This window comes from Bacillus sp. 11B20, assembly GCF_056098985.1.
The window spans coordinates 810,422-833,907 of the sequence record NZ_JBLZWZ010000008.1 but is presented as its reverse complement, the minus strand read 5'-3'; the positions used below and the strand labels follow the sequence as shown (position 1 = coordinate 833,907).

Here is a 23,486-nt window from a genome sequence, read left to right as displayed (position 1 = left end):
CATCTGCTATAATGGTGTCACCGTGATGAAAAGGAGAGATGAGACTCGTGTCAGTGAAAGAAATTTCAATAGAAGAATTAAAACAAAAGCTTGAGCAGGAAGACGCCATTCAGCTTGTCGATGTACGTGAGGATGAAGAGGTAGCAGAAGGGATGATCCCGGAAGCGATCCACATTCGAATGGGAGATATCCCTGAGAAGCTGGATGCATTCGATCAAACGCAGGAATATTATATTATTTGCCGCTCTGGTAAACGTAGTGAAAATGTCTGCTATTACCTAGAAGATCAAGGCTACCAAGCGACCAATGTTGTTGGTGGGATGCTTGCTTGGACAGGAGAAACAAAACCGAAGCTGTAAACAGAAGGCCTTTCATCGATAGGATGAAAGGTTTTTTTGTTCATATGCCTCTCTCTATGTGCATAAAGATAGAGTAGCGAGAGAAGGGAGAGTGGCATAGGTGCTAAAGGTAGCTGTATTTGATGAAGAGCATGAGAAAGATTTGCAGAGTGAAATCAATCATTTTTTAAAAGGAATGGATGACGACCAAATCATTGACATCAAGTACAATGTAGCGGTGATCTGTGAGCAGGGAGGGGAACAACTCTACTGTTTTTCTGCACTCATTTTATATAAAAAATAGACGGTATCAAAAAAGGACCTGCTTGAAGGGTCCTTTTTCTTTGGTTAGCTGGCATCAATATATAAACGGTGCTTGTTGCAGTGAATACATTGGAAGAGGTAGCCTTGTAAGTCTCCTCCGTTGACGAGCCATTGCTTTAGGTTCTCTTTCGTTAATCCTTCGCCGCTGCAAATGTCTTCGATATCCTCGGCGAGTTCTTCCTCTAGATGTTCAATCTCCTTCCAGCCTACATACTGGACGATTGCACAAAAATCTCCGCAATGACTTAACCAATATTCCTGCTGCCATCCGCGATAGCCTGGCGTTCTGAAGATCAGCTCATCGATATATTCCTCTTGATCGACGTCATCACAGCTCGCATCGTCTTGAAAGGTTCCATTGTATTTTTTAGCCGCTGATCCATCTTTAATGCACCAAGGACAAATTCCCTCCACATCTTCAACAGCATAAAAAGGGCCATGGTACACATAATCTCTTTCTTTCTCACAAACAGGACATGTCGTATGCTCTTTTTTAATCACGTTTAACAAAACTGGGTCTGGGTTGTACTTGAACGTAGGTAACGTCATATAAACCTCCATTATGTAGAAAGTGATGATTCAATACTATTTTAAAGGAATCCTCAAGCTCCAGACAATCTTAAATTGTGTATATAGAAAAAAGCCGTTCGGATGAGGAACGGCTTTTTCTTGCTTGCGATTATGCTTTTTTTACTCTTGGACTTCTTGGTTTATTGACTTGATTGGCTTGTTTGATGATTCTTCGTTCATCATTTAGTGATTTATACAGCGAGACAATCATCAATATGATGACAACGGAGAACGGCAAGGCTGCGAGCTTGGCTGTATTTTGCAAGGCTTCGAGTCCCCCTGAAAATAAAAGCACAGCAGCAACAGCAGATTGGATAATGCCCCAGCTGACTTTGACACTGCCAGAAGGATTCAATGATCCGTAGGTTGTCTGCATTCCAAGCACAAATGTAGCTGAATCAGCCGATGTAATAAAGAATACGGCGATTAATATGAGTGCTAGTATCGATGTAATCATCGCCAGCGGATATTCATTAAGCACACCGAAGAGCATCGTTTCAGTTGATAGACCTGCTACATCGACAATATTCTTTTGCTGTAAGTCCATTGCAGATACACCGAAAATCGAGAACCATAGGAATACTAGGATAGAAGGAGCGACTAAGACACCCACTAAAAATTCGCGAATCGTTCGCCCGCGTGACACTCTAGCGATAAAGATCCCGACAAATGGTGCCCAAGAAATCCACCATGCCCAATAAAAGATCGTCCATCCATTAATCCATTCTCTCTTTTCAGGATCATTAGGAGATAGACGGAAGCTCATTTGAACGATATTGGATAAGTATTGTCCAATCGAGTCAGTAAATGAATTTAAGATAAAAACAGTTGGACCTACCAAAAGTAAGAAAAACATCAGAACAGCTGCTAATACCATGTTGATATTACTTAAGTATTTAATGCCTTTTCCAATTCCGCTCAAAGCAGATGCAAGGAAAAGCACCGTCACAATGATAATAATGATCAATTGTGTGCTAAAGGCAATTGGAATATGAAAAAGATAATTCAACCCACCGTTTATTTGTGCTGCACCTAATCCTAGGCTTGTCGCAACACCAACTACAGTTGCAAATACCGCAATACAATCGATGGTTTTTCCGATCCATCCATTCGTTTTATTTCCTAAAACAGGCTGCAGCGTTGCACTGATTAAGCCAGGTGCATCTTTTCTAAATTTAAAGTAAGCAATGCAAAGTGCAACAATGGCATAAATCGCCCATGCATGAAGCCCCCAGTGGAAAAATGTATAGCGAAGGGAATCGCGGAAGGCCTGTGCAGTTTCAGTATCCCCTGTTGGTGACTGAATAGCATAGTGGCTGATCGGTTCAGCTGCTCCGTAAAAAACAAGACCAATTCCCATACCGGCACTAAATAGCATAGCAAACCAAGAAAATAGACCAAATTCAGGCTCTTCCCCCGGTTTTCCTAGCGTAATCTTACCGATTGGGCTAAAGATAAAGAATAGACAAAAGCCGACAAGCAGTGATACCACTAACAAGTAATACCAGCCAAAGTCATTTGTAATGTATGTTTGAATTTGATCTGTGACATTTTGCAATGTGTCTGGAGAAAACGCTCCCCACATCACGGCAACAAATGTGATCGCAATCACAATCCAAAATACACTTGATACGTTTTTCACACCATCTCACTCTCCTGTTGTTCTACACGTTTAAGCAGAGGACTTAGCTTAATATCCCCTAACTCAACTTATTTCAAACAAAAAGAGGCGAGCTTCTCACTCGACCTCTACTTTACCGTAACATGTTTTGCTTCCATTTATCAACTATCGATATGGGAAGACGATTTTTCCTCAATTCGTTTGCGAAGACGGTAGACATATTCTTTTAAACATACAGCGAAAATGGTAAACACCAAAACAATAGCGATTTTTAACGGGGAAATCGACAGCTTCAAGAAAACAGCGGCTGTCAAACTAATAACGACCGCAAGAACAATCGGTAGTGCACGTCTGATCATTGAACTCTCTCCTTTGCTTCTAGTGCAGCATTCATGCCGGCAAGCCTGCCTGTCACAAGTGCTGACGTGATATTGTAGCCGCCTGTATAGCCATGGATGTCTAGAATTTCTCCGCAGAAATAAAGACCGGGCATTTTTTTAGACGCCATTTTCTTCGGTTCAATTTCCTTCACAGAAACGCCGCCTCCTGTCACGAACGCTTTGTCCAAGGATAGTGTACCATTTGCATGCACAATAAAATGTTTGCAATCATGGGCAAATGCACGCAGTTTATCCTTGGCTAGACCAGAGAATGTGTCTTGTGGATCAATACCGTTCCGTTCTAATAAAAACAATAAATAGCGTTCTTGCATCCAAGACTTGAGGACATTTTTAATGGCTTTCTTCGGTTCATCTTTTAGGTCACGATGAAGCTTTTGGAACAGCTCCTCGTCATTCAGCTTCGGATATAAGTCAATTTGCAGGCGGACTGCCGGCTGCTTTTTCAATTCTTTCACAACAAATCCGCTGCATCTAAGAACAGCTGGACCCGATAAACCAAAGTGAGTAAAGATCATATCCATGACATGTGTGACGACGGGTTTCCCTTTTTTATTTAAAACACTGACAGCCACACTTCTTAAAGAAAGACCTTGAAGCACTTTTTCTTTAATAAATCGTTCATCTGATGTGACCGGTACCTCTGTTGGGAAAAGCTCTGTAATGGTATGACCGGCTGCTTCTGCCCATGCATAGCCGTCACCAGTAGAGCCGGTATGCGGCACACTTTTTCCGCCGACAGCAATGACGACAGCCTTACTTGAAATTTTTTCATCATTATTTGTAACAATTCCAGCTGCTTGTCCGTCTTGATACAGAACCGTTTTAATCTTTTCGTTCGTTCGAATGGTGACATTGAGGGCGCGGAGCCTGTCTAGAAGGGCATCCACAACAGATTGTGCTTTGTTTGATACAGGGAACATACGTCCATGGTCTTCTTCTTTTAGTTCAATGCCAAGGTTTTCAAAAAACGAAATAATATCCTCGTTGTTGAACTCAGAAAATGCACTATATAGAAAACGGCCGTTTCCGGGAATATGCTTGATGATTTCTTCTACTGGAAGGCGATTGGTGACGTTACACCGTCCGCCGCCAGAAATGGCCAGCTTTCTGCCAAGTTTGTTTCCTTTGTCAATTAACAGAACAGTAGCGCCATGCTCTGCTGATGCAATCGCGGCCATCAGTCCAGAAGGTCCGCCGCCAATGACAATGACATCATAATGTTTCATGTTACATTCCTCTTTCTACTTTCAGTCATTTTTCTATTATAACGAAGATTAGGGAAGGCTGAAATATGAATTGATTGGTTTTGTGACTTCAGTATTGGATTTGTTACCTGTGTGTTGAATTGATGTGGTAAAATAGTTAAGTTGAATATTCATTAGAAAAATGGTGGTTAAGCGCATGTCTAATAAATTGCTTCGTGGTACGTTGGTTTTAACGATAGGGACGTATCTCTCTCGTATTCTTGGTATGATTTATTTAATTCCATTTAGCGCAATGGTTGGAGCAACTGGTGGTGCGCTATTTCAATATGGATACAATCAGTATACGATCTTTTTAAGTATTGCTACGCTTGGTTTTCCAACAGCGGTATCAAAATTTGTTTCCAAATATAATGCGATCGGCGATTATGAGACAACAAGAAAAATGTTCAGGGCGGGTATGTCGGTCATGCTTGTCACCGGGATTATCGCCTTTTCTATTTTATATTTGTCCGCACCGATTTTTGCCAAGATTCAGCTTGGCGGATCAAATGAAACAGGCGGTTTGACTGTCGATCAAGTGGTATATGTGATTCGGATGGTCAGCTTAGGCCTTTTGGTTGTGCCGATCATGAGTCTTGTACGGGGTTTCTTCCAAGGGCACTCCATGATGGGACCAACAGCTGTTTCCCAAGTGATTGAACAACTTGTCAGAATCATCTTCCTATTAACGGCGACGTTTATTATTTTAAAGGTGCTTGACGGCGGGCTTGTCATTGCTGTCGGGTATGCAACATTTGCCGCACTGATCGGTGCATTTGGCGGTTTATTTACGCTTTATTTATATTGGCTGAAGCGGAAGGACCGGCTCTTATCTATGCAGCCGAATACAGGCGCTCACTCTGATTTATCTTATAAGCAAATGTTTACAGAGCTGTTTAGCTATGCGGCGCCTTATGTATTTGTTGGACTTGCGATTCCAATTTACTCTTATATTGATACAAACACAATTAACAGAGCCATGATTGCATCAGGGCATCAGGATATAAGTACAGCGGTATTGTCCATTGTGACGTTATATTTACCGAAGCTTGTGATGATTCCTGTGTCTCTTGCAACAGCGTTTGGCTTAACCTTGATTCCGACGATTACGGAATCATTTACAGCACGTAATTATAAGCTGCTCAATAGACAAATTGACCAGACGATGCAGATCATTTTATTTTTCGTACTGCCTGCATCATTTGGTATCTCAGCATTGGCTGGACCGGTTTATTGGTTTTTCTATCCATCAGTTCACCCTGAGATTGGGATCTCCATTTTGTTCTGGTATGCACCTGTTGCATTATTGTTTTCTTTATTCACCATTAATGCAGCGATTCTGCAAGGGATTAACAAACAAAAATTTGCTATCGTTAGTCTTTTGTTAGGGATCATTATTAAAACGGTTCTGAACATCCCGCTGATCAGCTGGCTGCAAGGAAATGGTTCTGTACTGGCAACGGCATTAGGCTACAGTGCATCTATCTTGTATATGTTTATCATGATTAAACGCCATGCTGGCTATTCGTTCCGCAGAATTTTCAAACGTTTTATTCTGATTGGTATTTTAACGGCGATCATGGCTGTGGTGGCTTATGTGACATGTCAGCTTGTGAGCCAAGTGATTTCTTATGAAGGCGGAATAGTACAAGCGGGTATCGTCATTTTGATTTCCATGATCACTGGCGGCGGTGTGTATATGTTCTTATCTTATAAGGTGGGATTACTAGAGCGTGTACTTGGCAGCCGTATGCCGAAATTTTTAAGAAAAAAGAGTTAAGAAGAGGTAGATATTCATGAGGCTTGATAAATTACTTGCTAACAGCGGCTTTGGTTCAAGAAAAGATGTGAAAAAGCTTGTCAAGGCCCGGGCGGTCACAGTGAATGGGGAAGTGGCGAAGCAGGTGAAAGATCATGTTGATCCATCAAATGATGAAGTGCTCGTACACGGAGAGCGTGTAGAATATAAAGAATTCATTTACTTAATGATGAACAAACCGGACGGGGTGATTTCAGCAACTGAAGATCTGCGGGATGAAACGGTTGTGGATTTACTCGAGCCGGAGGATATCGCAAGGGAGCCATTTCCTGTGGGGAGACTGGATAAGGATACGGTCGGTCTCCTTCTCCTCACAAATGATGGACAGCTTGCTCATCAATTACTTTCTCCAAAAAAGCATGTGCCAAAAACGTATGAAGTTCATTTGAAATATCCTTTAGGTGATCAAGACATTAAGCGTCTTGAAGAGGGTGTTGTTATCTTAGATGATTATCACACGAAGCCGGCGAAGGTCGAAGTAGATGCGAATGAAGAGGAAGATACACGCATCCGATTGACGATTACTGAAGGGAAGTACCATCAAGTGAAGCTGATGGCCCAAGCGGTGGGAAATGAAGTGATCTTTTTAAAAAGGCTCACAATGGGGGCTGTCTCATTAGATGAAGATCTAGCACCTGGAGAGTACCGTGAATTGACGGATGAAGAATTAGACAGCTTAATGAATCGTGAATAACGTAAGAATAAAAGAAAAGAACCGGCATATCGCCGGTTCTTTTTGTTATATGGACAATTCATTATACGCTTAAGATGATATTTTTACTTTTTTTCTCGTTGTTTCCCATTTGCCTCTGCTTGGACTATGAACAAGATCGTTATAGGCAAGCACGTTTAAGTCTCTTTGAATGGTTCTAGGTGTGATCCCGAATTCATCAACCAGCTCTTGTGTCGTCACAAGACCTTTCTCTTGAATGAACATATAAACTGATTTAATTCGAGTCATCATACGGTTTGTTGAAGGTTTCAAAAAACCACTCCCTATCAATAAGATCGGATGGACTTGACTAACCACAACTTACTACACTAAAACTGCGAAATAAGGACATGCAACAATGGTAAATGTTCGTGTTTCTTAATGTTTTATTCTATTATACACGTTATTATGCATCTAGTTCCACCAAAAAGTCAACTTTACGTGTTTTTAAACTTGTCTTCATGAAATGAAATATGGTATATATCATGATTTGAATCCGGTTACAACCCAATAATGATAAGGGATACGATAGAAGCTGCCACGTTCAAACGTTCGAAAAATAAACTCAGAAAATTTACAAAATAAAAAATTCAGTGAAGGCCAAAAAAGGCACATTCCATGTAAGGATGTGCCTTTTCTGTTTCTGTTATCCTTCTAAGAAAAAGAGCTGAATGAAAAATAACACCGCAAAGATGAGAACAAGCACATGTACTTCTCTCCATTTCCCTTTCGCCAATTTCACAAGCGGATATGAAATAAATCCAAGTGAAATTCCTGTAGAGATACTAGAAGTCAGCGGCATCGAAAGAATGACAAGAAAAGCAGGGAATGCCTCGTCTAGTTCGTTCCAGCGAATGCGTGACACCGAGTTCATCATCAAGCAGCCAACAATGATTAAAACAGGTGATGTGATGGATGGTAAAGACGAAATCGCTTGAACGAGCGGGCCAAAAAATAATGCCACAATAAACAGTGCAGCGACCGTTAAAGAAGTCAGCCCAGTTCTTCCGCCAGCAGCAACGCCTGATGATGACTCAATATAAGCAGTGGTTGGGCTTGTACCAAACATAGAACCAACCGTCGTTGCAGCAGAGTCAGCGAGCAGGGCTCTGCGCACTTTTGGCAGCTGGCCGTTTTTCATTAATCCGGCTTGTTCGGCAACGCCGATCATAGTGCCTGTTGTATCAAAAATCGTCACCAGTAAGAAGGAGAAGACGACAGCATATAAATGATGAGAGAACACATCACCAAAGGCAGCGATTGGATTGGTAATCAGCATGCCTTCAGGCAGTGCGGGCACGTCCATCAGCATTTTAGGGAAATGAAGCTGGCCTGTTGCGAGCGCAATCAATGTAGTCGCTAACATGCCGATAAACAGTGCTCCATTTATTTGCAGAACCATTAATATAACCGAAATCATTAAGCCGACAAGCGTTAAAACGACAACAGGCGAGCTTAAATTGCCAAGCTTCACAAGGTTTTCTGGATCAGCAGCAATGATTCCAGACTGACGGAGGCCGATGAACGCAATGAAAAGGCCGATTCCTGCTGTAATACCGTACTTTAAATTATCTGGAATGGCTTGAATGAGTTGTTTTCTAAGGGATGTTAACGATAAAATAATAAAGAGTATACCAGCAACAAATACCGCACTAAACGCTGTTTGATAGCTGATGCCGCCACCGCCGACAACGGTAAAGGTGAAATAAACATTCAGCCCCATGCCTGGTGCAATGGCAATCGGATAATTTGCAAATAGTGCCATCCAGAGCGTACCGACGACAGCAGCGATGATTGTTGCAGTAAAGACTTGGTCAAAAGGAATACCTGCTTTTGAAAGAATTCCTGGGTTGACGGCAACAATATAGACCATGGTAAAGAATGTCGTCATACCAGCGATGATTTCTTTCTTTATGTTGGTTTGATTTTCTTTTAACTGAAACATAAAATCCTCCATTTACGAACATTATTACAAAACAATTAATATAATATTCGTTTTAAGGGTGGATTGCAACCTTTTTTCAAGGAGGAATGGAAAAAATGAATTGGGAAGCTGAAGTAATACGAAAAAAAGATGACTTGATCAAGGACACACAATCTTTCTTACAAATTGAAAGTGTCCTTGATGAAGAAGGCGGCAAAGAAGGAAAGCCATTTGGTGAAAAAGTTGATGATGCCCTCAAGTATATGCTGAAAAAAGGGGAAGACGAAGGCTTCACAGTCAAGAATGTCGACGGCTATGCAGGTCATATTGAATACGGGGAAGGCGAAGACATCGTAGGTGTGCTGTGCCATGTGGACGTGGTGCCTGCTGGCGACGGCTGGACAACCCCGCCATTTTCAGCGGACATCAGAGAAAATAAAATCTTTGCACGCGGGGCTATTGATGACAAAGGCCCAACCATGGCAGCGTTCTATGCGCTGAAGATCTTAAAAGATTCTGGTCTGCAGCTGTCGAAAAAAATCAGAATGATTATTGGAACAGATGAAGAAAGCGATTGGCGCTGTGTGGACCATTATTTCAAGCATGAGGAAATGCCGCAAATTGGATTTGCACCAGACGCCGATTTTCCGATTATTCATGCGGAAAAAGGGATTATTGATGCCATCCTGTCATTTACATATCAACAACCATCGAATCAAAAGCGCTATACGCTTAAGCAATTTACATCGGGTATGAGGCTCAATATGGTGCCAGATGAGGCAGCTGCTACTGTGACTGCTGCACAGGAACACGATGCTGAATCATTAAAAACGGCCTTCGAAGCCTATCTTGCTGATCATCAATTATCTGGTGAGGTAAAAAGCACAGCGGATGGACTGCATTTTACATTAAAAGGGGTATCCGTTCATGCCATGGAGCCGGCGCATGGGACAAATGCGGGCATTCATATGGCGAATTTCTTATGCGGACATGAATTTGATGAGCAGGGACTTTCCTTTACTTCCCAAATCAACGCTTTATTTGATCAGGATACAAGAGGGAAAAAGCTGGGGATTGCTTGCGAAGATGATATTAGTGGAGATTTGACATTGAATGTTGGAACAATCCGCTATAAACAGAATGAGGAAGCAAAGCTAGGGTTAAATGTCCGCTATCCAGTAACTGCAGACGGCAAGGACGTCAAAAAAGGAATTGAAAGCATCAAAGGGGCGTCCCTTCTAAAATTCGAAGACAGCCCTCCGCATCACGTCTCAAAAGATCATCCGCTTGTGAAAACCTTGCAGCGGGTATATGAGGAGCAAACGGGAGATCCTGCAACCCTTATTGCCATTGGGGGAGGAACGTATGCGAGATCTTTAGAAGCTGGCGTTGCCTTCGGACCTCTATTTCCTGGCAGACCAGACTGCGCCCATCAAAAGGATGAATATATTGAAATTGATGACTTACTAAGAGCAGCAGCTCTTTATGCACAAGCTATGTATGAATTAGCAAAATAGAAATTGGAAAAGAGAAGAGGGGATTCATAGTGAAAAAAATGTTCTTAAGTTCTTCATTCAAAGACAGCTATTCTCTCTTGTCTGACTTTGCAGGTGAATCATTAAAAGGAAAGCGCGTGACTTTCTTTCCAACGGCAAGTGCTGTAGAAGAAGTCACGCACTATGTGGATGCAGCGAAGGAAGCCTTTCAGCAATTAGGGATGCAGCTTGAGACTGTGCAGATAGATGAACAGTCCGTAGAAGAGATCACACAGATGATCAAACAAAATGATGTGATCTATGTTTCAGGAGGCAACACTTTTTATTTATTGCAGGAGTTAAGAAAGCAGCGTCTCGATGACGTGTTGAAAGAAGAAATCAACAAAGGCAAGCTGTACATCGGAGAGTCTGCGGGGAGTATCATTATGGCGCCGAGCATTGAATATATCTCCATGATGGATGAGCAGGAGAAGGCGCCGGAGCTTTCATCATTTCAAGGTTTCAATGAAATAAGCCGCTATCCAGTACCGCATATGCACAATGCCTATTTAGGCGAGGCTGCGGAGCAAATCATAGAGAAGTATCAGGAGACACTTGATTTATGTCCGCTTACTGATGAACAGGCTTTACTCGTCACAGGGGAGCAGGCTGAGGTGAAATCTATCTAAGCATCTTAACCGTGAAAGAAGAAAAAGGAACAGGGATTCATCGCCCTGTTCCTTTTTTAATCTTGAAAAACATCACTTGATAAGTATCGTTCACCCGTATCTGCTGTCATGCAGATCACGATTTGATCTGCCGGCAATTGCTTCGCTGTTTCAATGGCTGCATAGCAAGCCGCCCCAGAGGATGGGCCTACTAAAATTCCTTCAAGCATAGCAAGCTCCCGTGTGATGTGGTACGCATCTTCGTCGCTTACTTGCACGATCTCATCATAGACATCCTCGTTTAAGATGTGGGGGATAAATCCTGGGCTTGTGCCAACGAGCTTATGTTTGCCAGGTTCCCCGCCAGATAAGACTGGAGATCCCTCAGGTTCTGCTACACGGATGGTTAAATGAGGGAATGCCTTTTTTAATTCCTCTCCAGTTCCTGTAATAGTACCGCCAGTTCCAGCTGTTGCGACAAAGGCGCCAAGGGGCTGTCCAAGTTGTTTCACAGCTTCCATGATTTCGACCGCTGTTGTTCCTCTATGTGCATCTGGGTTTGCTCTATTGTCAAATTGCATCGGAATAAAGCTGTGAGGAATTTGAGCAGCCAGTTCTTCCGCCTTGCGGATGCAGCCTGGCATTTTTTCTTCTCCTGGGGTTAAGACGACCTGCGCCCCGTATGCCTTCAAAATATTGATTCTTTCCTTTGTCATCGTATCAGGCATGACAAGGATAGCTTTGTAGCCTCTTGCGGCAGCATTCATGGCTAAACCAATCCCTGTATTCCCGCTCGTAGGTTCAATAATGGTTGCTCCTTTTGTGAGTTTCCCTTGTTTTTCTGCCTCAACGATCATATTGTAAGCCGCGCGGTCTTTGACACTTCCGCTAGGATTAAATGATTCCAGCTTTAAGTAAACAGCTGCCGCATTTTCTGGCTGGAGCCGCTGTAATTTGACAAGCGGTGTATCGCCAATCAGCTCAGCTATATTTTGTGCAACTTTCATCAGATGACACCCTTTCTTCTCATTCCGCATTTCTTTAGTTATACTATCATCAATGGGGATTCGTAAAGTTTGTTAAAAAAGGACAGGTGATATTGTGTCAGAAAACCGTCATTATTTTATAGGGATTCACATCCCTGAACAACTTGCGCATCAAATCAAACAAGACATTGATCAAAGGAGCGGACTGTTCTTTCAAAAATGGACAGCACCACATGATTATCATGTAACCCTTGTCTTTTTAGGCGCCATTCCAGAAGAGCGTTTAAAAAAGATCATCCAGCTGCTTGACCTCCTTTCAAATGAAGCATCTGCATTTCCACTAGAGCTGAATGAGGTAGGGCAGTTTGGTGCGAAGGAACGCCCGAGAGTCTTTTTTGCAAAGCCTCATGAAAGTGAGCCGCTCATGCATTTAAGAGAAAAGGTAAAGGAGGCTGTCTTGTCAGCAGGACACCCTGTTGAAAAGAGACCGTTTCATCCGCATATGACGATTGCACGCAAATGGAATGCGGATGACCTTTATGAAGAACAAGCGCCTTTACGCAAAGAGCCATATGTGATGGAGGTTTCGCGTATCACTTTATTTGAAATACGTCCGAAGGAAACCCCTCGTTATCACGCAATCAAACAATTTACATTACATAAATGATTCTAGAAGTTGGAGTGAGCAGCAGATGGCGCAAATTATCAAAATTCAAGATTATATATCACGATATGAACAAGACCCGCATCACTACATCAATCAATTCAATCGGTTGAAAATACAAAGATGGGACGAGTTGAAAAAGGCTTCAAAAGAGGAGGCGCAGCAACCATTTGACCAAATTCCTCAACAAGCGCCTGAACAGGAGGAAGAAAAGAGAAAGAAATTCTCCTTAAAGAGAAAGCAAAAAGAAGCCGATATGAAAAAGGAACGGGACCTAAGTCTTTTTAACGAGCCGACAGATATAGAGCAAGGGGTTTTCAGAAACGTCCCTACCGATGAAACGAAGCTGATTCACTTTTTTAAGGATCATCTCTTTGAAGTGCAATTAAAATGGGCGAGCTCAACGATTTCACATATTTCAACCGTCTCCCATCATATTCGATATGATGAAAAGCTGCGAATGCTGGCGAGGCAGCTTCCAGATTCTTATTTTGTGATGTACAAGCCGGTGCTGCTCATTCAAAAAGCTGAGATGGAATTATGTCCGATACTCATAACGCCGCTCGAAGTAATCTGTTTATCCTTCTTAGAGGCCGAGCCAGACAGCGTCTATATCGGAACGAAGGAACGTTTTTGGGAAAAACGGGCGACTGGGAAAGCTGTTCAGTCCGTCTTAAATCCTTGTGCAAGCCTTCTGCGTTCTGGCACCGTTGTGTCAAAGATCTTACAGCAAAGTGGTGTAGACCTTCCTGTGAAAAAAATTCTCATCAGCCGAACCTCTTATATTGATTTACCTGAAGTTCCATATGGGATGGAGGTTATCGATAAGAAGAAGGCAGAAGAGTGGTTTGAAAAGCAGCGGAAAAATACGGCGCCGACAAAACATCAGCAATTTAAGGCGACAAAGGCGTTGCTTGCTTATGGTGAAACAGACAGCAAAAGAAGGCAGGAATGGCTCGATTAAAGGCATGATGGAAGGTCACGAAAAATGAGACCCGAGTGGAGCTAATATATGAATGAATGGTACTTTATCGTTAATCCAGAAGCAGGACATGGAAAAGGACTCCGTACATGGAGGAGCATAGAGAAAGAATTACAAAAGGTGGAGGTCTCTTATCGATCGTTTCTCACCCAGCATGAAGGCCATGCAGAAGTTTTGGCAAGACAAATCAGTGCCATGCAGGATGACAGGCTGAAGCGATTGATTGTTATTGGCGGTGACGGAACGATTCATGAAGTGCTGAATGGCTTAAAGGAAATCGATCATGTGCAGCTTAGTTTTGTCCCTGCTGGTCATTGGAATGATGCTGCGAAGGGTCTCGGTATCCATCGTCATGATGTCCTAAAAGAAGTGAAAAAGCAAAAGAGAATGCTCACCAAAACATTTTCTCTCGGCTCCTTTCAAGATCATGCCGAAAGTCCGCAATCTGTTCTTTTTCTCAATCATATCGGTGTGGGTTTTGATGCACATGTGCTGAGGAAAACGGTGCATTTTAGAGGAAAAAAGTGGCTGAAACGGCTGGGGCTTGGCTTTATCATCTACCCGCTGTCATTTCTCCATTCTCTATGGTCGTTTAAGCCATTTGATCTTGCGTTATTTATTGAAAATGAGAAGAAAGTCTTTCGACAAGTGTGGTTTGTGATCGTATGCAATCACCCGTATTACGGGGGAGGGCTGGAAGCAGCACCGGAAGTGAGTGCAAGGCAGCCAGGTTTTCAAACGATGGTTGTCACAGATTTGAATCCATTCAAAGTCCTCTTGTTTCTAAGTGCAATGGTGTTTCGAAAGCACCTTGGGATGAAGGGGGTTACCCTGTTTCAGCATGAGGAAGCGTACTTAGAAGCAGATGAAAAAATCTTATTTCACGCAGATGGAGAAGTGATCGGTGCAACGCCTGTCTTTGTGAAGGCAAGTGAACGATCCTTAAAATTACGTGCTTAAATAACCTGCGGTATGTCCGCAGTCAAAGAACCATGAAAAAAGGCTTCTTTTTCGTAAGGTTCTTGTCCTGATTTTTTAGTTTTGCTTGACGAGTATAAGAAGGTAACGATAAAATCTATAGGACGGCTATTGTTTAGCATCTCATTCTCAATAGCTGTCCTTTTTGTTTTTATGATCATATAAATAAAAAAAAGAAACAGCCAATTGATCCTCAATCGGCTGAATTTTGTCGACTAAAAAAGCAAGATTTAAAATATTTTAAGAAATGATGGGTTGAAAATTGATATGAACTGGTTGGGACAAATATTAGGTAGCGAATGGCACATCTCTCCGGCTGGAGGCGCTACGGGAGATGCGTACTTCGCAACACACAATGACCAAAAGCTATTTTTAAAACGCAATACGTCACCGTTTCTTGCGGTTTTGTCAGCTGAAGGCATTGTGCCGAAGCTTGTCTGGACAAAACGGATGGAAAATGGAGATGTAATTACTGCACAGCACTGGCTGAGCGGTAGAGAGCTGAAGCCAAAGGACATGAATGATCGTCCTGTAGCAGAGCAGCTAAGAAAAATTCATACATCAAAAGAATTGCTCGATATGCTGAAACGATTAGAGAAGCACTCTCTAGATCCAGAATCCATTCTGATGCATTTAAAACAGTCCATTTTAAACGAGCAAATTGTTTCACAAGACATCACGCTTGCCATTCAGTATTTAGAGAAGCATGTGGAGGCTGTCCATTTTGAGGACAAGGTCGTCTGTCATTGTGATCTCAATCATAATAATTGGCTGCTGACAGATGAAAACCAGCTCTATTTGATCGATTGGGATGGGGCGATGATTGCAGACCCAGCGATTGATCTTGGACCGCTTTTATACCATTATGTTGAGGAAGAGAACTGGGAAAGCTGGCTCTCTATGTACGGCGCCCCGCTGACGGATAATTTGCGAAAGCGCATGGCGTGGTACGTGCTCGCTGAAACCGTATCGTTTGTCGTTTGGCATAAACGAAAAGGGAATGAAAAGGCGCAAAAAGAAGTGCAAGCGGAGCTAAATGCACTTTTAAAAAGGTTAAACATCCATTAAGACAGTGGAATGTTTTCGACCCACTCAGACAGATGTGATTGATGCTCCTCGATATGTGCATCAATTGAACTGACAGAGGTGCCCTTTTGGCTGTAATCATAAATATCTGTTAACAGCTGACGAATGTCGGGATCCAGATCTTCTTTTGCCAGCATTAATTGAATTACGCGTCCCACCTGTTCATATTCTGCAACAGTCCCGCAGCAATCCAGCTGGTGATCGGTTAAAATATCTTTGATTAATTGAAGCTGATGTTGACGGTTTAAACCCATACAAATGCTCCTTTCCTGCGTGTCATTTATGAGGTTAAACTGTGCAATCAGCGCCCAATTTATACATGCGGCAGACCAGCTCAAGCGAAGGGCTGGTCTTTTTATATGGACATAGAATATGCTGTCTTGCGGGTCTTTATGTTTCATGGTATCTTGATAAAATGTAAAGAAAATAGAGGTGTATCAAATTGAGAATGCGACATAAACCATGGGCTGATGATTACTTAGCTGAGAATGCTCATATTGCTTTAGCAAATCCCGAGCAATATAAAGGGAAATGGCATGAGCTGTTTGGAAATGATCATCCAATCCATATCGAAGTTGGGACAGGAAAAGGGAGCTTTATTGCTGGAATGGGCAAGCTTCATCCTGATATCAACTATATTGGCATTGAATTATTTAAAAGTGTCATTGTGACGGCAGTAGATAAAATCAAAGAGACAGATGTTGAAAATGTAAAGCTTTTGAACATCAATGCTGAGACGCTGACAGATGTGTTTGCGGAAAATGAGATTGACCGGGTGTATTTGAATTTCTCTGATCCGTGGCCAAAAGCAAGACACGAAAAGCGCAGATTGACGTTTAAAACCTTTTTAGAGCGATATGAACATATTCTTCGTCCAGGCGGTGAATTACATTTCAAAACAGATAACCGCGGGTTATTTGAATATTCCTTAAAAAGTTTTTCTGCCTATGGCCTTCTTTTAACGTATGTCAGCCTAGATTTACATGAGGACGGCTTAGAAGGAAACGTGATGACTGAATATGAAGAGAAATTCTCATCTATGGGACAACCCATCTATCGATCAGAAGTCAAATTCCCAGAATAACAAGTGACACCAAGCTGGCTGCAAAAAAAATTGCAGTCAGCTTTTTTTATGAAAAGATTGGTGCATGCGATTTTTGGCTGTATTTGCTACGATAGAAAAAGGAGGGATGACAGCAATGGAGACAATGAAAATAGGTGAAATGGAACTGTTTTGGTTAAACGGGGGAGATACGCACATGGACGGCGGTGCGATGTTCGGTGTCGTGCCAAAGCCTTTATGGTCAAAAAAATACCCGGTTAATGAACGCAATCAAATTGAATTACGATGTGATCCAATTCTCATTCGGTGGAAGGGACTGCATCTGTTAGTGGATTCGGGCATCGGATCAGGGAAGCTGACAGATAAACAAAAACGCAATTACGGCGTGACAGAGGAAACCAAATTGGAAGAATCTCTAGCGGCCCTTGGCCTGCGCCCATCAGATATAGATTACGTATTAATGACACACCTGCACTTTGATCATGCCAGCGGATTAACAAAACGTGAAGGCGATAAGCTTGTGTCTGTTTTTCAGCAGGCAAAAATCATCACATCGAAAATCGAATGGGATGAAATGAGAGCGCCGAACATTCGCTCAAGAAATACATATTGGAAAGAAAACTGGGAGCCTGTTGCAGATCAAGTGGTCACATTTGAAGAAAGTATCGAAGTGACAGAAGGCATCGAGCTGCACCATACAGGCGGCCACAGCAATGGTCATAGTATTTTAACGCTCACAAGTGAGGGCGAAACAGCGATTCATTTAGCTGATATCATGCCAACACACGCTCATAAAAATCCACTCTGGGTTTTGGCATATGATGATTACCCAATGACGTCGATTCCAGCCAAGCAAAAGTGGCAGGCTTTTGCAGAAGAAAAAAATGCGTGGTATTTGTTTTATCATGATGCCATTTATCGTGCTGTAAAATGGGACGAAGACGGGCAGATTACACACGAAATCAAAAGAGAAACAGGAAGATAAAAGATCATCTGTATGTTTTTTTCGCCTTTCACACAAAATAACGACAAAATGAACTTGTGAAAGGAAGAGTGCAGGTGAACCAATTTTATCGTGTACATGGTGATGTGATCGAAACACCATTAAGAGGGATGGAAGTCATGTCAGTCCCTTATTTAAACAAAGGGGTTGCATTTACAAAGGAAGAGCGGAAGGAGCTCGGGTTAAAGGGATTTCTTCCGCCTAAGGTTTTAACTTTAGAGGATCAAGCAAAGCGTGCATATGAGCAGTTCAAGGCACAGCCGGATGAGCTAGGGAAAAATGTGTATTTAACATCACTTCATGATAGAAACGAAGTGCTTTTTTACAAATTACTTAATGAGCACTTGGCGGAAATGCTTCCGATTGTCTACACGCCGACTGTAGGAACGGCTATTCAGCGTTATAGCCATGAGTATCGGAAGCCGAGAGGGCTTTATTTATCGATTGATGATCTGGAAGGCATGGAAGAGATTTTTGCTTCTTATGGTGTCGATGAATCAATTGATTTAATCGTTGCAACTGATGCAGAAGGTATTTTAGGCATCGGAGACTGGGGCGTTGGCGGGATTGCCATTTCAGTCGGGAAACTTGCTGTTTATACAGCTGCAGCAGGCATTGATCCTAGCCGCGTGCTGGCGGTAGTGCTTGATGCCGGGACGAACCAGGAAAGTCTCTTAAATGATCCGCTTTATGTTGGAAATCAGCACTCCCGCGTTCGAGGAGAGCGCTATGATCAGTTCATTGATCAATATGTCGAGCTTGCCCGTGCTACTTTCCCAAATGCACTTCTTCACTGGGAAGATTTTGGTACAAAGAATGCCCGTGCGATATTGGAAAAATATAAGGACCGCATTTGTACATTTAACGATGACATTCAAGGAACTGGCGCCGTTTCACTTGCTGCAGTTATGGCATGTACAAAAGCTTCGAAGGTCCCGCTGAAAGATCACCGTATCGTCATTTTTGGAGCGGGTACGGCAGGTATTGGCATAGCCGAGCAAATCCGTGATGCGATCGTCAGAGACGGAGTCAAAGAAGAGGAGTCCTATGATCATTTCTGGTGTATTGATAAAACGGGGCTGCTCACAGATGATTCACCTGACATTCAGCCATTTCAAAAGCCGTATGCAAGACGTTCTGACGAAGTAAAGGATTATGCCCGTAATGGTCCAAAGCATTCGATTGATCTATTAGAGGTCGTCAAACAGGCGAAACCTACAATCTTAATTGGCACCTCGACGGTCGGAGGAGCATTTACAGAGGAAATTGTAAAAGAAATGGCGTCACACGTGGAGCGCCCTGCGATTTTACCGATGTCGAATCCGACACCTCTTTCAGAAGCAAAGCCGCAAGATCTGATTGAATGGACTGAAGGACGCGCACTTGTGACAACGGGAAGCCCATTTGATCCTGTTGAATATGGAGGCGTCACATATGAAATTGGACAAGCGAATAATGCCCTTGTCTTCCCAGGTCTTGGTCTAGGCACGATTGTGTCAAAAGCCAGGTTGATGACAGACAGTATGTTTGTTGCGAGTGCTGAAGCCATTGCAAGCATGGTCAATGTGGGGAAGCCGGGTGCAGCGATGCTGCCAAGTGTCGATCAGCTTCGAACCGTTTCAGCAACAGTGGCCGTCCGTGTAGCGCAGGCAGCAATTGATGAAGGAATAGCAGAAGAAACGCCTGATGACCTCATTCAGGCTGTGCAGGACGCGATGTGGCATCCTGTGTACAAAAAAATCAAAGCCATATAAAAAAAGCTTCGCAAGGACATGTCTTTGCGAAGCTTTCTTGATCAAGCAACAGAATCAATTACATCAACGATCATGCCTGTTTTGGCATCAATCATCACTTCATACTGTTCAAGCTCGCCAAAGGCAGAGCGGGTAATGCCAGATTTGTACACATCAATCGTTTCACCATTTACGGTATACGGTTCTGGTACAGTATAAATCCAAGAGCCATCAATCGGGCCGCGCTGTTTAAAAGCAGATTTCACAATTTTTAATGCTTTTTCAGACGAGATATACGTAGGGAAAAATACTTTCTTTGCAACAATTGCAGCGGCTACTCCAATACTCGCACCAATCAAAAAATGTTTTAACTTCAACGTGCTGCACCTCCGTATTGCTGTTTTTTCCATTATACAAAACTTGTCCATTGATGTTAAGGAATCCGAATAATTGAAAGCATATTCAAAATTTCTAGAGAGATACTTGGAAAACCGAAAGAATTCTTATAGTATAAAGTGAGTGTTATTTTTATAGGAATATATATGGTCATTACATAGAAACGAGGTAAACTGTAGAATGAACGAAGAAACATTGTCGCTTTTCCGAAATTTAACAGAATTACAGGGAACACCAGGAAATGAGCACCATGTGCGTGCTTTTATGAAAAAGGAACTTGAGAAATATTCTGATGAACTCATTCAAGACCGTCTTGGCGGAGTGTTTGGCGTACGCAAAGGGCCGGAAAACGCACCGAAAATTATGGTAGCTGGTCATATGGATGAAGTCGGATTCATGGTCTCATCGATCACGAAAAACGGAATGATTCGTTTTCAAACACTTGGCGGCTGGTGGAGTCAAGTCATGCTGGCGCAGCGTGTGGACGTTCATACCGATCACGGGCCAATTCCTGGTGTCGTCTCGAGTACACCTCCTCATCTTCTGACGCCAGAACAAAAAAGCAAACCTGTGAAGCCGTCAGATATGCTTATTGATATTGGTGCAGACAGTGAAGAAGAGGCAAAAGAGCTTGGCGTTCGCCCAGGGCAGCAAATCGTTCCTGCAACGGTATTTACCCCAATGGCGAATCCAAAAAAGATTTTGGCAAAGGCTTGGGATAACCGTTATGGCTGCGGCCTTGCAATTGAATTATTAAAAGAATTAAAAGATGAATCACTTTCATGCCAGTTGTATTCAGGAGCAACTGTTCAAGAGGAAGTAGGGCTTAGAGGAGCTGAGGTAGCTGCAAACATGATTCAGCCAGATCTTTTCTTCGCTTTAGATGCAAGTCCTGCAAACGATGTGACAGGTGATAAAACACAGTTCGGCCAGCTTGGAAAAGGTACACTTCTGCGTATTTTTGACCGCACAATGATTACGCACCGCGGAATGAGAGACTTTGTACTCGATACTGCTGAGACAAACAACATTCCATATCAATATTTCGTATCACCGGGTGGTACGGACGCTGGACGTGTTCATATTTCAAACCAAGGTGTGCCTTCTGCTGTCATTGGGGTATGCGCACGCTACATTCATACAAGTCATTCTGTGTTACATGTGGACGATTACGCAGCGGCAAAAGAGTTAATTGTCCGCCTAGTGAAAAATTGTGATCAAAGTACAGTGGATTCTATTTATCAACAAGTATAAATAGAAGAGAAAAAGGCTGCTTCTTCAATGAGAGCAGCTTCAGCGTGTAGACAAACCCTCGCATTCTTTGTCAGTCCTGCGTGCCGGTGCTCACGAATGTCACATTCGCTCCGCTCCGGTACTCGTCCTTCCTAGGGCTGCAAAGGTTTTCTATCACGCTGAAAAGAAGACAAAGGGCTAAAATAAAGATCATTTTAGCCCTTTGTCAACAATCTGAGGCTGCTTTTTCAATGAGAGCAGCCTTTTTTCTTATTGCTGTTCAAACACGTAAGATAACGCCTTGATCGCTTGGTTTACAGTTTCCACAGTGATATTTGCTTTGTTTGAGAGTTCTTTTAACGGATGGTGCAGTTCTTTTGGACGGATTAAAATCAGAGGTTTCCCTTTTGCAATTGCAGCAGACGCATCCATGGCTGTGTTCCACTGTTTATATTTCTCACCAAAGCGCGCAATGACGACATCTGCTTTGTTTAATAAAATTTCAGTACGAAAATTGTTCAAATCAGAAGCTGCATCATCTTTGAAAATGGCATTCGGCTGCTCACCTAAAATATCCTCACCGATGTTATCTGAGCGGTCATGATTTTCCATTGGACCGACAAATGTCACCGGCAGCTTCAAAGATTGGCTTTTTTCCTTGATTTCATCACGCCACTGGCTATGAATTTCTCCAGCTAAATAAACAGTTAATTGCATAACGAACTCCTCCTTTTGTACAAACTTAGTAAAGGTTTGTCCTGTTTCTTTTCATGTTACACAAGAAGTGCTTGATAAAGCAAAAAAAATATGATTATGATATTCATGGTAGAGACAATTTTTCATCGTAAGAATACTACATATAATGGGAAGGACAGGCCTCTTCGTCTTTCCTATGAGAAAGCAGGAAGACGACGTTGATGACTTATTTGAAAAGAAAGGGGATCTCCCTTTCGCCAAAGGTGTATTTCATTGATGCACTTTCTTATATGGCTTTAGGTCTATTTGCTACATTAGTGGTAGGTCTGATTTTAAAAACAGCAGGAGGTCTGTTATCACTTTCTCTCATTGTGAAAATGGGTACGCTTGCTATGGGTCTGATGGGACCGGCAATTGGCGTAGCAGTTGCTTATCGCTTAAATGCTTCTCCATTAATCATTTTTGCAAGTGTTGTCTCAGGTGCCGCTGGAGCAGAGCTTGGGGGACCAGCCGGAAGCTTCGTGGCTGCTCTAATTGGGGTGGAACTCGGCAAACTGGTCAGTGGTGAGACAAGAATTGATATTATTTTAACGCCGCTTGTCACCATTATTACTGGCTTTTTCACTGCTGCTTTCATCGGTCCTGGCATTCAGGCGATGATGACAGGGCTTGGCAGACTTATCATGTGGGGGACAGACCAAAGTCCGCTCATCATGGGCATGCTGGTAGCGACCATTGTTGGACTTGCTCTCAGTTCTCCGATTTCAAGTGCTGCACTTGCGCTCATGCTTGACTTAAGCGGAACAGCTGCTGGTGCTGCAACGATTGGCTGCTGTGCCCAAATGGTTGGCTTTGCTGCTGCAGGTTTTAGAGAAAATCGCTTTGGCGGGCTTGCGGCTGTCGGCATTGGGACGTCAAAGTTGCAGCTTTCGAACATTGTGAAAAACCCCCTCATCCTGATTCCGCCGACGATTGCTGGTCTGATTCTCGCGCCAATTGGTATTATTGGCTTTGGGATGGTCAATAATGCGGCAGGAGCGGGAATGGGAACGAGCGGGCTTGTTGGACAGCTCATGACCCTCACTGTCATGGGGTTTCATCCATCTGTATTTCTGGCGATAGCTCTCTTGCATATCGTTGGCCCGGCAGTGATTAGTTTGGTAGTATCAGAATGGATGAGAAAGAAAGGCTATATACAATTCGGAGATTTAACCATACAAACTGGAGGAATGAAACATGAAAAAAATTGAATCTAACGAAGAATTACAAAAAGTGATTCAAGAAGACTTAACGGTATTGCTATTTTCAGCTGACTGGTGCCCGGACTGCACATTTATTGAGCCATTCTTGCCAGAGCTTGAAGCAAACTACCCAGAATTTGAGTACTTCTATGTCGATAGAGACAAGTTCATTGACACTTGTGCAGAGTGGGAAATTTACGGCATTCCAAGCTTTTTAGTCTTTAAAAACGGACAAGAGATTAACCGCTTTGTTAGCAAAGATCGTAAGACAAAGGAAGAGATAGAAGCATTTTTAACAGATTCTCTTTCTAAATAACGAAAGGAGAGTC

The 23,486-nt window shown here is 42.7% G+C and carries 26 protein-coding genes; 16 read left to right on the top strand and 10 right to left on the bottom strand.

Going from position 1 to position 23,486, the window contains the following annotated elements:
* Positions 1–47 precede the first annotated feature (47 nt).
* Both ACN6NB_RS13635 and ACN6NB_RS13630 read left to right on the top strand, forming a co-directional pair.
* A complete protein-coding gene (locus ACN6NB_RS13635) occupies positions 48–359 on the top strand; it encodes a rhodanese-like domain-containing protein (RefSeq protein ID WP_024424882.1) in 312 nt (103 codons plus the stop codon).
* Between the two features lie 100 nt (positions 360–459).
* Positions 460–642, top strand: a complete 183-nt coding sequence (locus ACN6NB_RS13630) for a sporulation protein Cse60 (RefSeq protein ID WP_024424881.1) — start codon at positions 460–462, stop codon at positions 640–642.
* Between the two features lie 44 nt (positions 643–686).
* Here ACN6NB_RS13630 and ACN6NB_RS13625 read toward each other — a convergent pair whose 3' ends face one another.
* The 4 genes from ACN6NB_RS13625 to ACN6NB_RS13610 form a co-directional block, all read right to left on the bottom strand.
* Positions 687–1,211, bottom strand: a complete 525-nt coding sequence (locus ACN6NB_RS13625) for a CbrC family protein (RefSeq protein WP_126681453.1) — start codon at positions 1,209–1,211, stop codon at positions 687–689.
* 130 nt (positions 1,212–1,341) lie between these two features.
* Complete coding sequence (gene opuD / locus ACN6NB_RS13620; RefSeq protein ID WP_126681454.1) at positions 1,342–2,874, bottom strand: glycine betaine transporter OpuD; 1,533 nt, start codon at positions 2,872–2,874, stop codon at positions 1,342–1,344.
* 140 nt (positions 2,875–3,014) lie between these two features.
* Positions 3,015–3,212, bottom strand: coding sequence for a hypothetical protein (locus ACN6NB_RS13615; protein ID WP_099663549.1), 198 nt, complete (start codon positions 3,210–3,212; stop codon positions 3,015–3,017).
* Positions 3,209–4,480 carry a BaiN/RdsA family NAD(P)/FAD-dependent oxidoreductase gene (locus tag ACN6NB_RS13610; protein WP_058838208.1) on the bottom strand — a complete coding sequence of 424 codons (1,272 nt, stop codon included), beginning with the start codon at positions 4,478–4,480 and terminating at the stop codon, positions 3,209–3,211. The genes ACN6NB_RS13615 and ACN6NB_RS13610 overlap by 4 nt, the downstream gene beginning before the upstream one ends.
* A gap of 175 nt (positions 4,481–4,655) precedes the next feature.
* Here ACN6NB_RS13610 and ACN6NB_RS13605 point away from each other — a divergent pair, with 175 nt between their 5' ends.
* The gene (locus ACN6NB_RS13605) at positions 4,656–6,278 is read left to right on the top strand and encodes a putative polysaccharide biosynthesis protein (RefSeq protein ID WP_047203499.1); all 1,623 of its coding nucleotides are present in this window, start codon (positions 4,656–4,658) and stop codon (positions 6,276–6,278) included.
* Positions 6,279–6,294: 16 nt separating this feature from the next.
* Positions 6,295–7,011: a pseudouridine synthase gene (locus ACN6NB_RS13600; RefSeq protein ID WP_047203498.1), complete on the top strand. Its 717-nt coding sequence runs from the start codon at positions 6,295–6,297 to the stop codon at positions 7,009–7,011.
* Between the two features lie 69 nt (positions 7,012–7,080).
* Here the strand turns inward: ACN6NB_RS13600 and ACN6NB_RS13595 are convergent, their stop codons facing one another.
* On the bottom strand, positions 7,081–7,302 hold the full coding sequence (locus ACN6NB_RS13595) for a DeoR family transcriptional regulator (RefSeq protein ID WP_008356419.1): 222 nt from the start codon (positions 7,300–7,302) through the stop codon (positions 7,081–7,083).
* 373 nt (positions 7,303–7,675) lie between these two features.
* Positions 7,676–8,974: an NCS2 family permease gene (locus ACN6NB_RS13590; RefSeq protein WP_039180738.1), complete on the bottom strand. Its 1,299-nt coding sequence runs from the start codon at positions 8,972–8,974 to the stop codon at positions 7,676–7,678.
* 95 nt (positions 8,975–9,069) lie between these two features.
* Here ACN6NB_RS13590 and pepV point away from each other — a divergent pair, with 95 nt between their 5' ends.
* Positions 9,070–10,470 (top strand): dipeptidase PepV, encoded by a 1,401-nt coding sequence (gene pepV, locus ACN6NB_RS13585; RefSeq protein ID WP_144516142.1) that lies wholly within the window; start codon positions 9,070–9,072, stop codon positions 10,468–10,470.
* Positions 10,471–10,499: 29 nt separating this feature from the next.
* A complete protein-coding gene (locus ACN6NB_RS13580; RefSeq protein WP_144516140.1) occupies positions 10,500–11,117 on the top strand; it encodes a Type 1 glutamine amidotransferase-like domain-containing protein in 618 nt (205 codons plus the stop codon).
* A gap of 56 nt (positions 11,118–11,173) precedes the next feature.
* Here the strand turns inward: ACN6NB_RS13580 and cysK are convergent, their stop codons facing one another.
* Positions 11,174–12,103 (bottom strand): cysteine synthase A, encoded by a 930-nt coding sequence (cysK, locus tag ACN6NB_RS13575; RefSeq protein WP_144516138.1) that lies wholly within the window; start codon positions 12,101–12,103, stop codon positions 11,174–11,176.
* A 94-nt stretch (positions 12,104–12,197) separates the two neighbouring features.
* Between cysK and thpR the strand changes: the two genes are divergently transcribed.
* From thpR to ACN6NB_RS13555, 4 genes are all read left to right on the top strand, one after another.
* The gene (thpR, locus tag ACN6NB_RS13570; protein ID WP_058838254.1) at positions 12,198–12,749 is read left to right on the top strand and encodes an RNA 2',3'-cyclic phosphodiesterase; all 552 of its coding nucleotides are present in this window, start codon (positions 12,198–12,200) and stop codon (positions 12,747–12,749) included.
* A gap of 25 nt (positions 12,750–12,774) precedes the next feature.
* Complete coding sequence (locus ACN6NB_RS13565) at positions 12,775–13,710, top strand: hypothetical protein (protein WP_144516136.1); 936 nt, start codon at positions 12,775–12,777, stop codon at positions 13,708–13,710.
* 48 nt (positions 13,711–13,758) lie between these two features.
* Complete coding sequence (locus ACN6NB_RS13560; protein ID WP_059375148.1) at positions 13,759–14,688, top strand: YegS/Rv2252/BmrU family lipid kinase; 930 nt, start codon at positions 13,759–13,761, stop codon at positions 14,686–14,688.
* Between the two features lie 285 nt (positions 14,689–14,973).
* Entirely contained in the window at positions 14,974–15,774 is an 801-nt protein-coding gene (locus ACN6NB_RS13555) for a phosphotransferase family protein (RefSeq protein WP_039183266.1), read from the top strand.
* Here ACN6NB_RS13555 and ACN6NB_RS13550 read toward each other — a convergent pair.
* Complete coding sequence (locus ACN6NB_RS13550; protein WP_025092409.1) at positions 15,771–16,046, bottom strand: YtzH-like family protein; 276 nt, start codon at positions 16,044–16,046, stop codon at positions 15,771–15,773. The genes ACN6NB_RS13555 and ACN6NB_RS13550 overlap by 4 nt on opposite strands.
* Positions 16,047–16,234: 188 nt before the next feature.
* Between ACN6NB_RS13550 and trmB the strand changes: the two genes are divergently transcribed.
* From trmB to ACN6NB_RS13535, 3 genes are all read left to right on the top strand, one after another.
* Positions 16,235–16,876, top strand: coding sequence for a tRNA (guanosine(46)-N7)-methyltransferase TrmB (gene trmB / locus ACN6NB_RS13545; RefSeq protein WP_039180713.1), 642 nt, complete (start codon positions 16,235–16,237; stop codon positions 16,874–16,876).
* A gap of 115 nt (positions 16,877–16,991) precedes the next feature.
* Entirely contained in the window at positions 16,992–17,840 is an 849-nt protein-coding gene (locus tag ACN6NB_RS13540) for a YtnP family quorum-quenching lactonase (RefSeq protein ID WP_058838257.1), read from the top strand.
* Between the two features lie 74 nt (positions 17,841–17,914).
* The gene (locus ACN6NB_RS13535) at positions 17,915–19,612 is read left to right on the top strand and encodes an NAD-dependent malic enzyme (protein WP_474253389.1); all 1,698 of its coding nucleotides are present in this window, start codon (positions 17,915–17,917) and stop codon (positions 19,610–19,612) included.
* A gap of 41 nt (positions 19,613–19,653) precedes the next feature.
* Here ACN6NB_RS13535 and ACN6NB_RS13530 read toward each other — a convergent pair whose 3' ends face one another.
* Positions 19,654–19,968: a PepSY domain-containing protein gene (locus ACN6NB_RS13530; RefSeq protein ID WP_099663541.1), complete on the bottom strand. Its 315-nt coding sequence runs from the start codon at positions 19,966–19,968 to the stop codon at positions 19,654–19,656.
* Positions 19,969–20,167: 199 nt separating this feature from the next.
* On the opposite strand from ACN6NB_RS13530, the gene ACN6NB_RS13525 reads away from it, so the two are divergent.
* Positions 20,168–21,241: a M42 family metallopeptidase gene (locus tag ACN6NB_RS13525; protein ID WP_059375155.1), complete on the top strand. Its 1,074-nt coding sequence runs from the start codon at positions 20,168–20,170 to the stop codon at positions 21,239–21,241.
* A gap of 249 nt (positions 21,242–21,490) precedes the next feature.
* Here ACN6NB_RS13525 and ACN6NB_RS13520 read toward each other — a convergent pair whose 3' ends face one another.
* Positions 21,491–21,937: a YtoQ family protein gene (locus ACN6NB_RS13520; protein ID WP_024426182.1), complete on the bottom strand. Its 447-nt coding sequence runs from the start codon at positions 21,935–21,937 to the stop codon at positions 21,491–21,493.
* 200 nt (positions 21,938–22,137) lie between these two features.
* On the opposite strand from ACN6NB_RS13520, the gene ACN6NB_RS13515 reads away from it, so the two are divergent.
* Positions 22,138–23,166 (top strand): PTS sugar transporter subunit IIC, encoded by a 1,029-nt coding sequence (locus tag ACN6NB_RS13515; protein ID WP_058838261.1) that lies wholly within the window; start codon positions 22,138–22,140, stop codon positions 23,164–23,166.
* A complete protein-coding gene (locus tag ACN6NB_RS13510) occupies positions 23,153–23,473 on the top strand; it encodes a thioredoxin family protein (RefSeq protein WP_024424860.1) in 321 nt (106 codons plus the stop codon). Before ACN6NB_RS13515 ends, ACN6NB_RS13510 begins: the two co-directional genes overlap by 14 nt.
* Positions 23,474–23,486 lie beyond the last annotated feature (13 nt).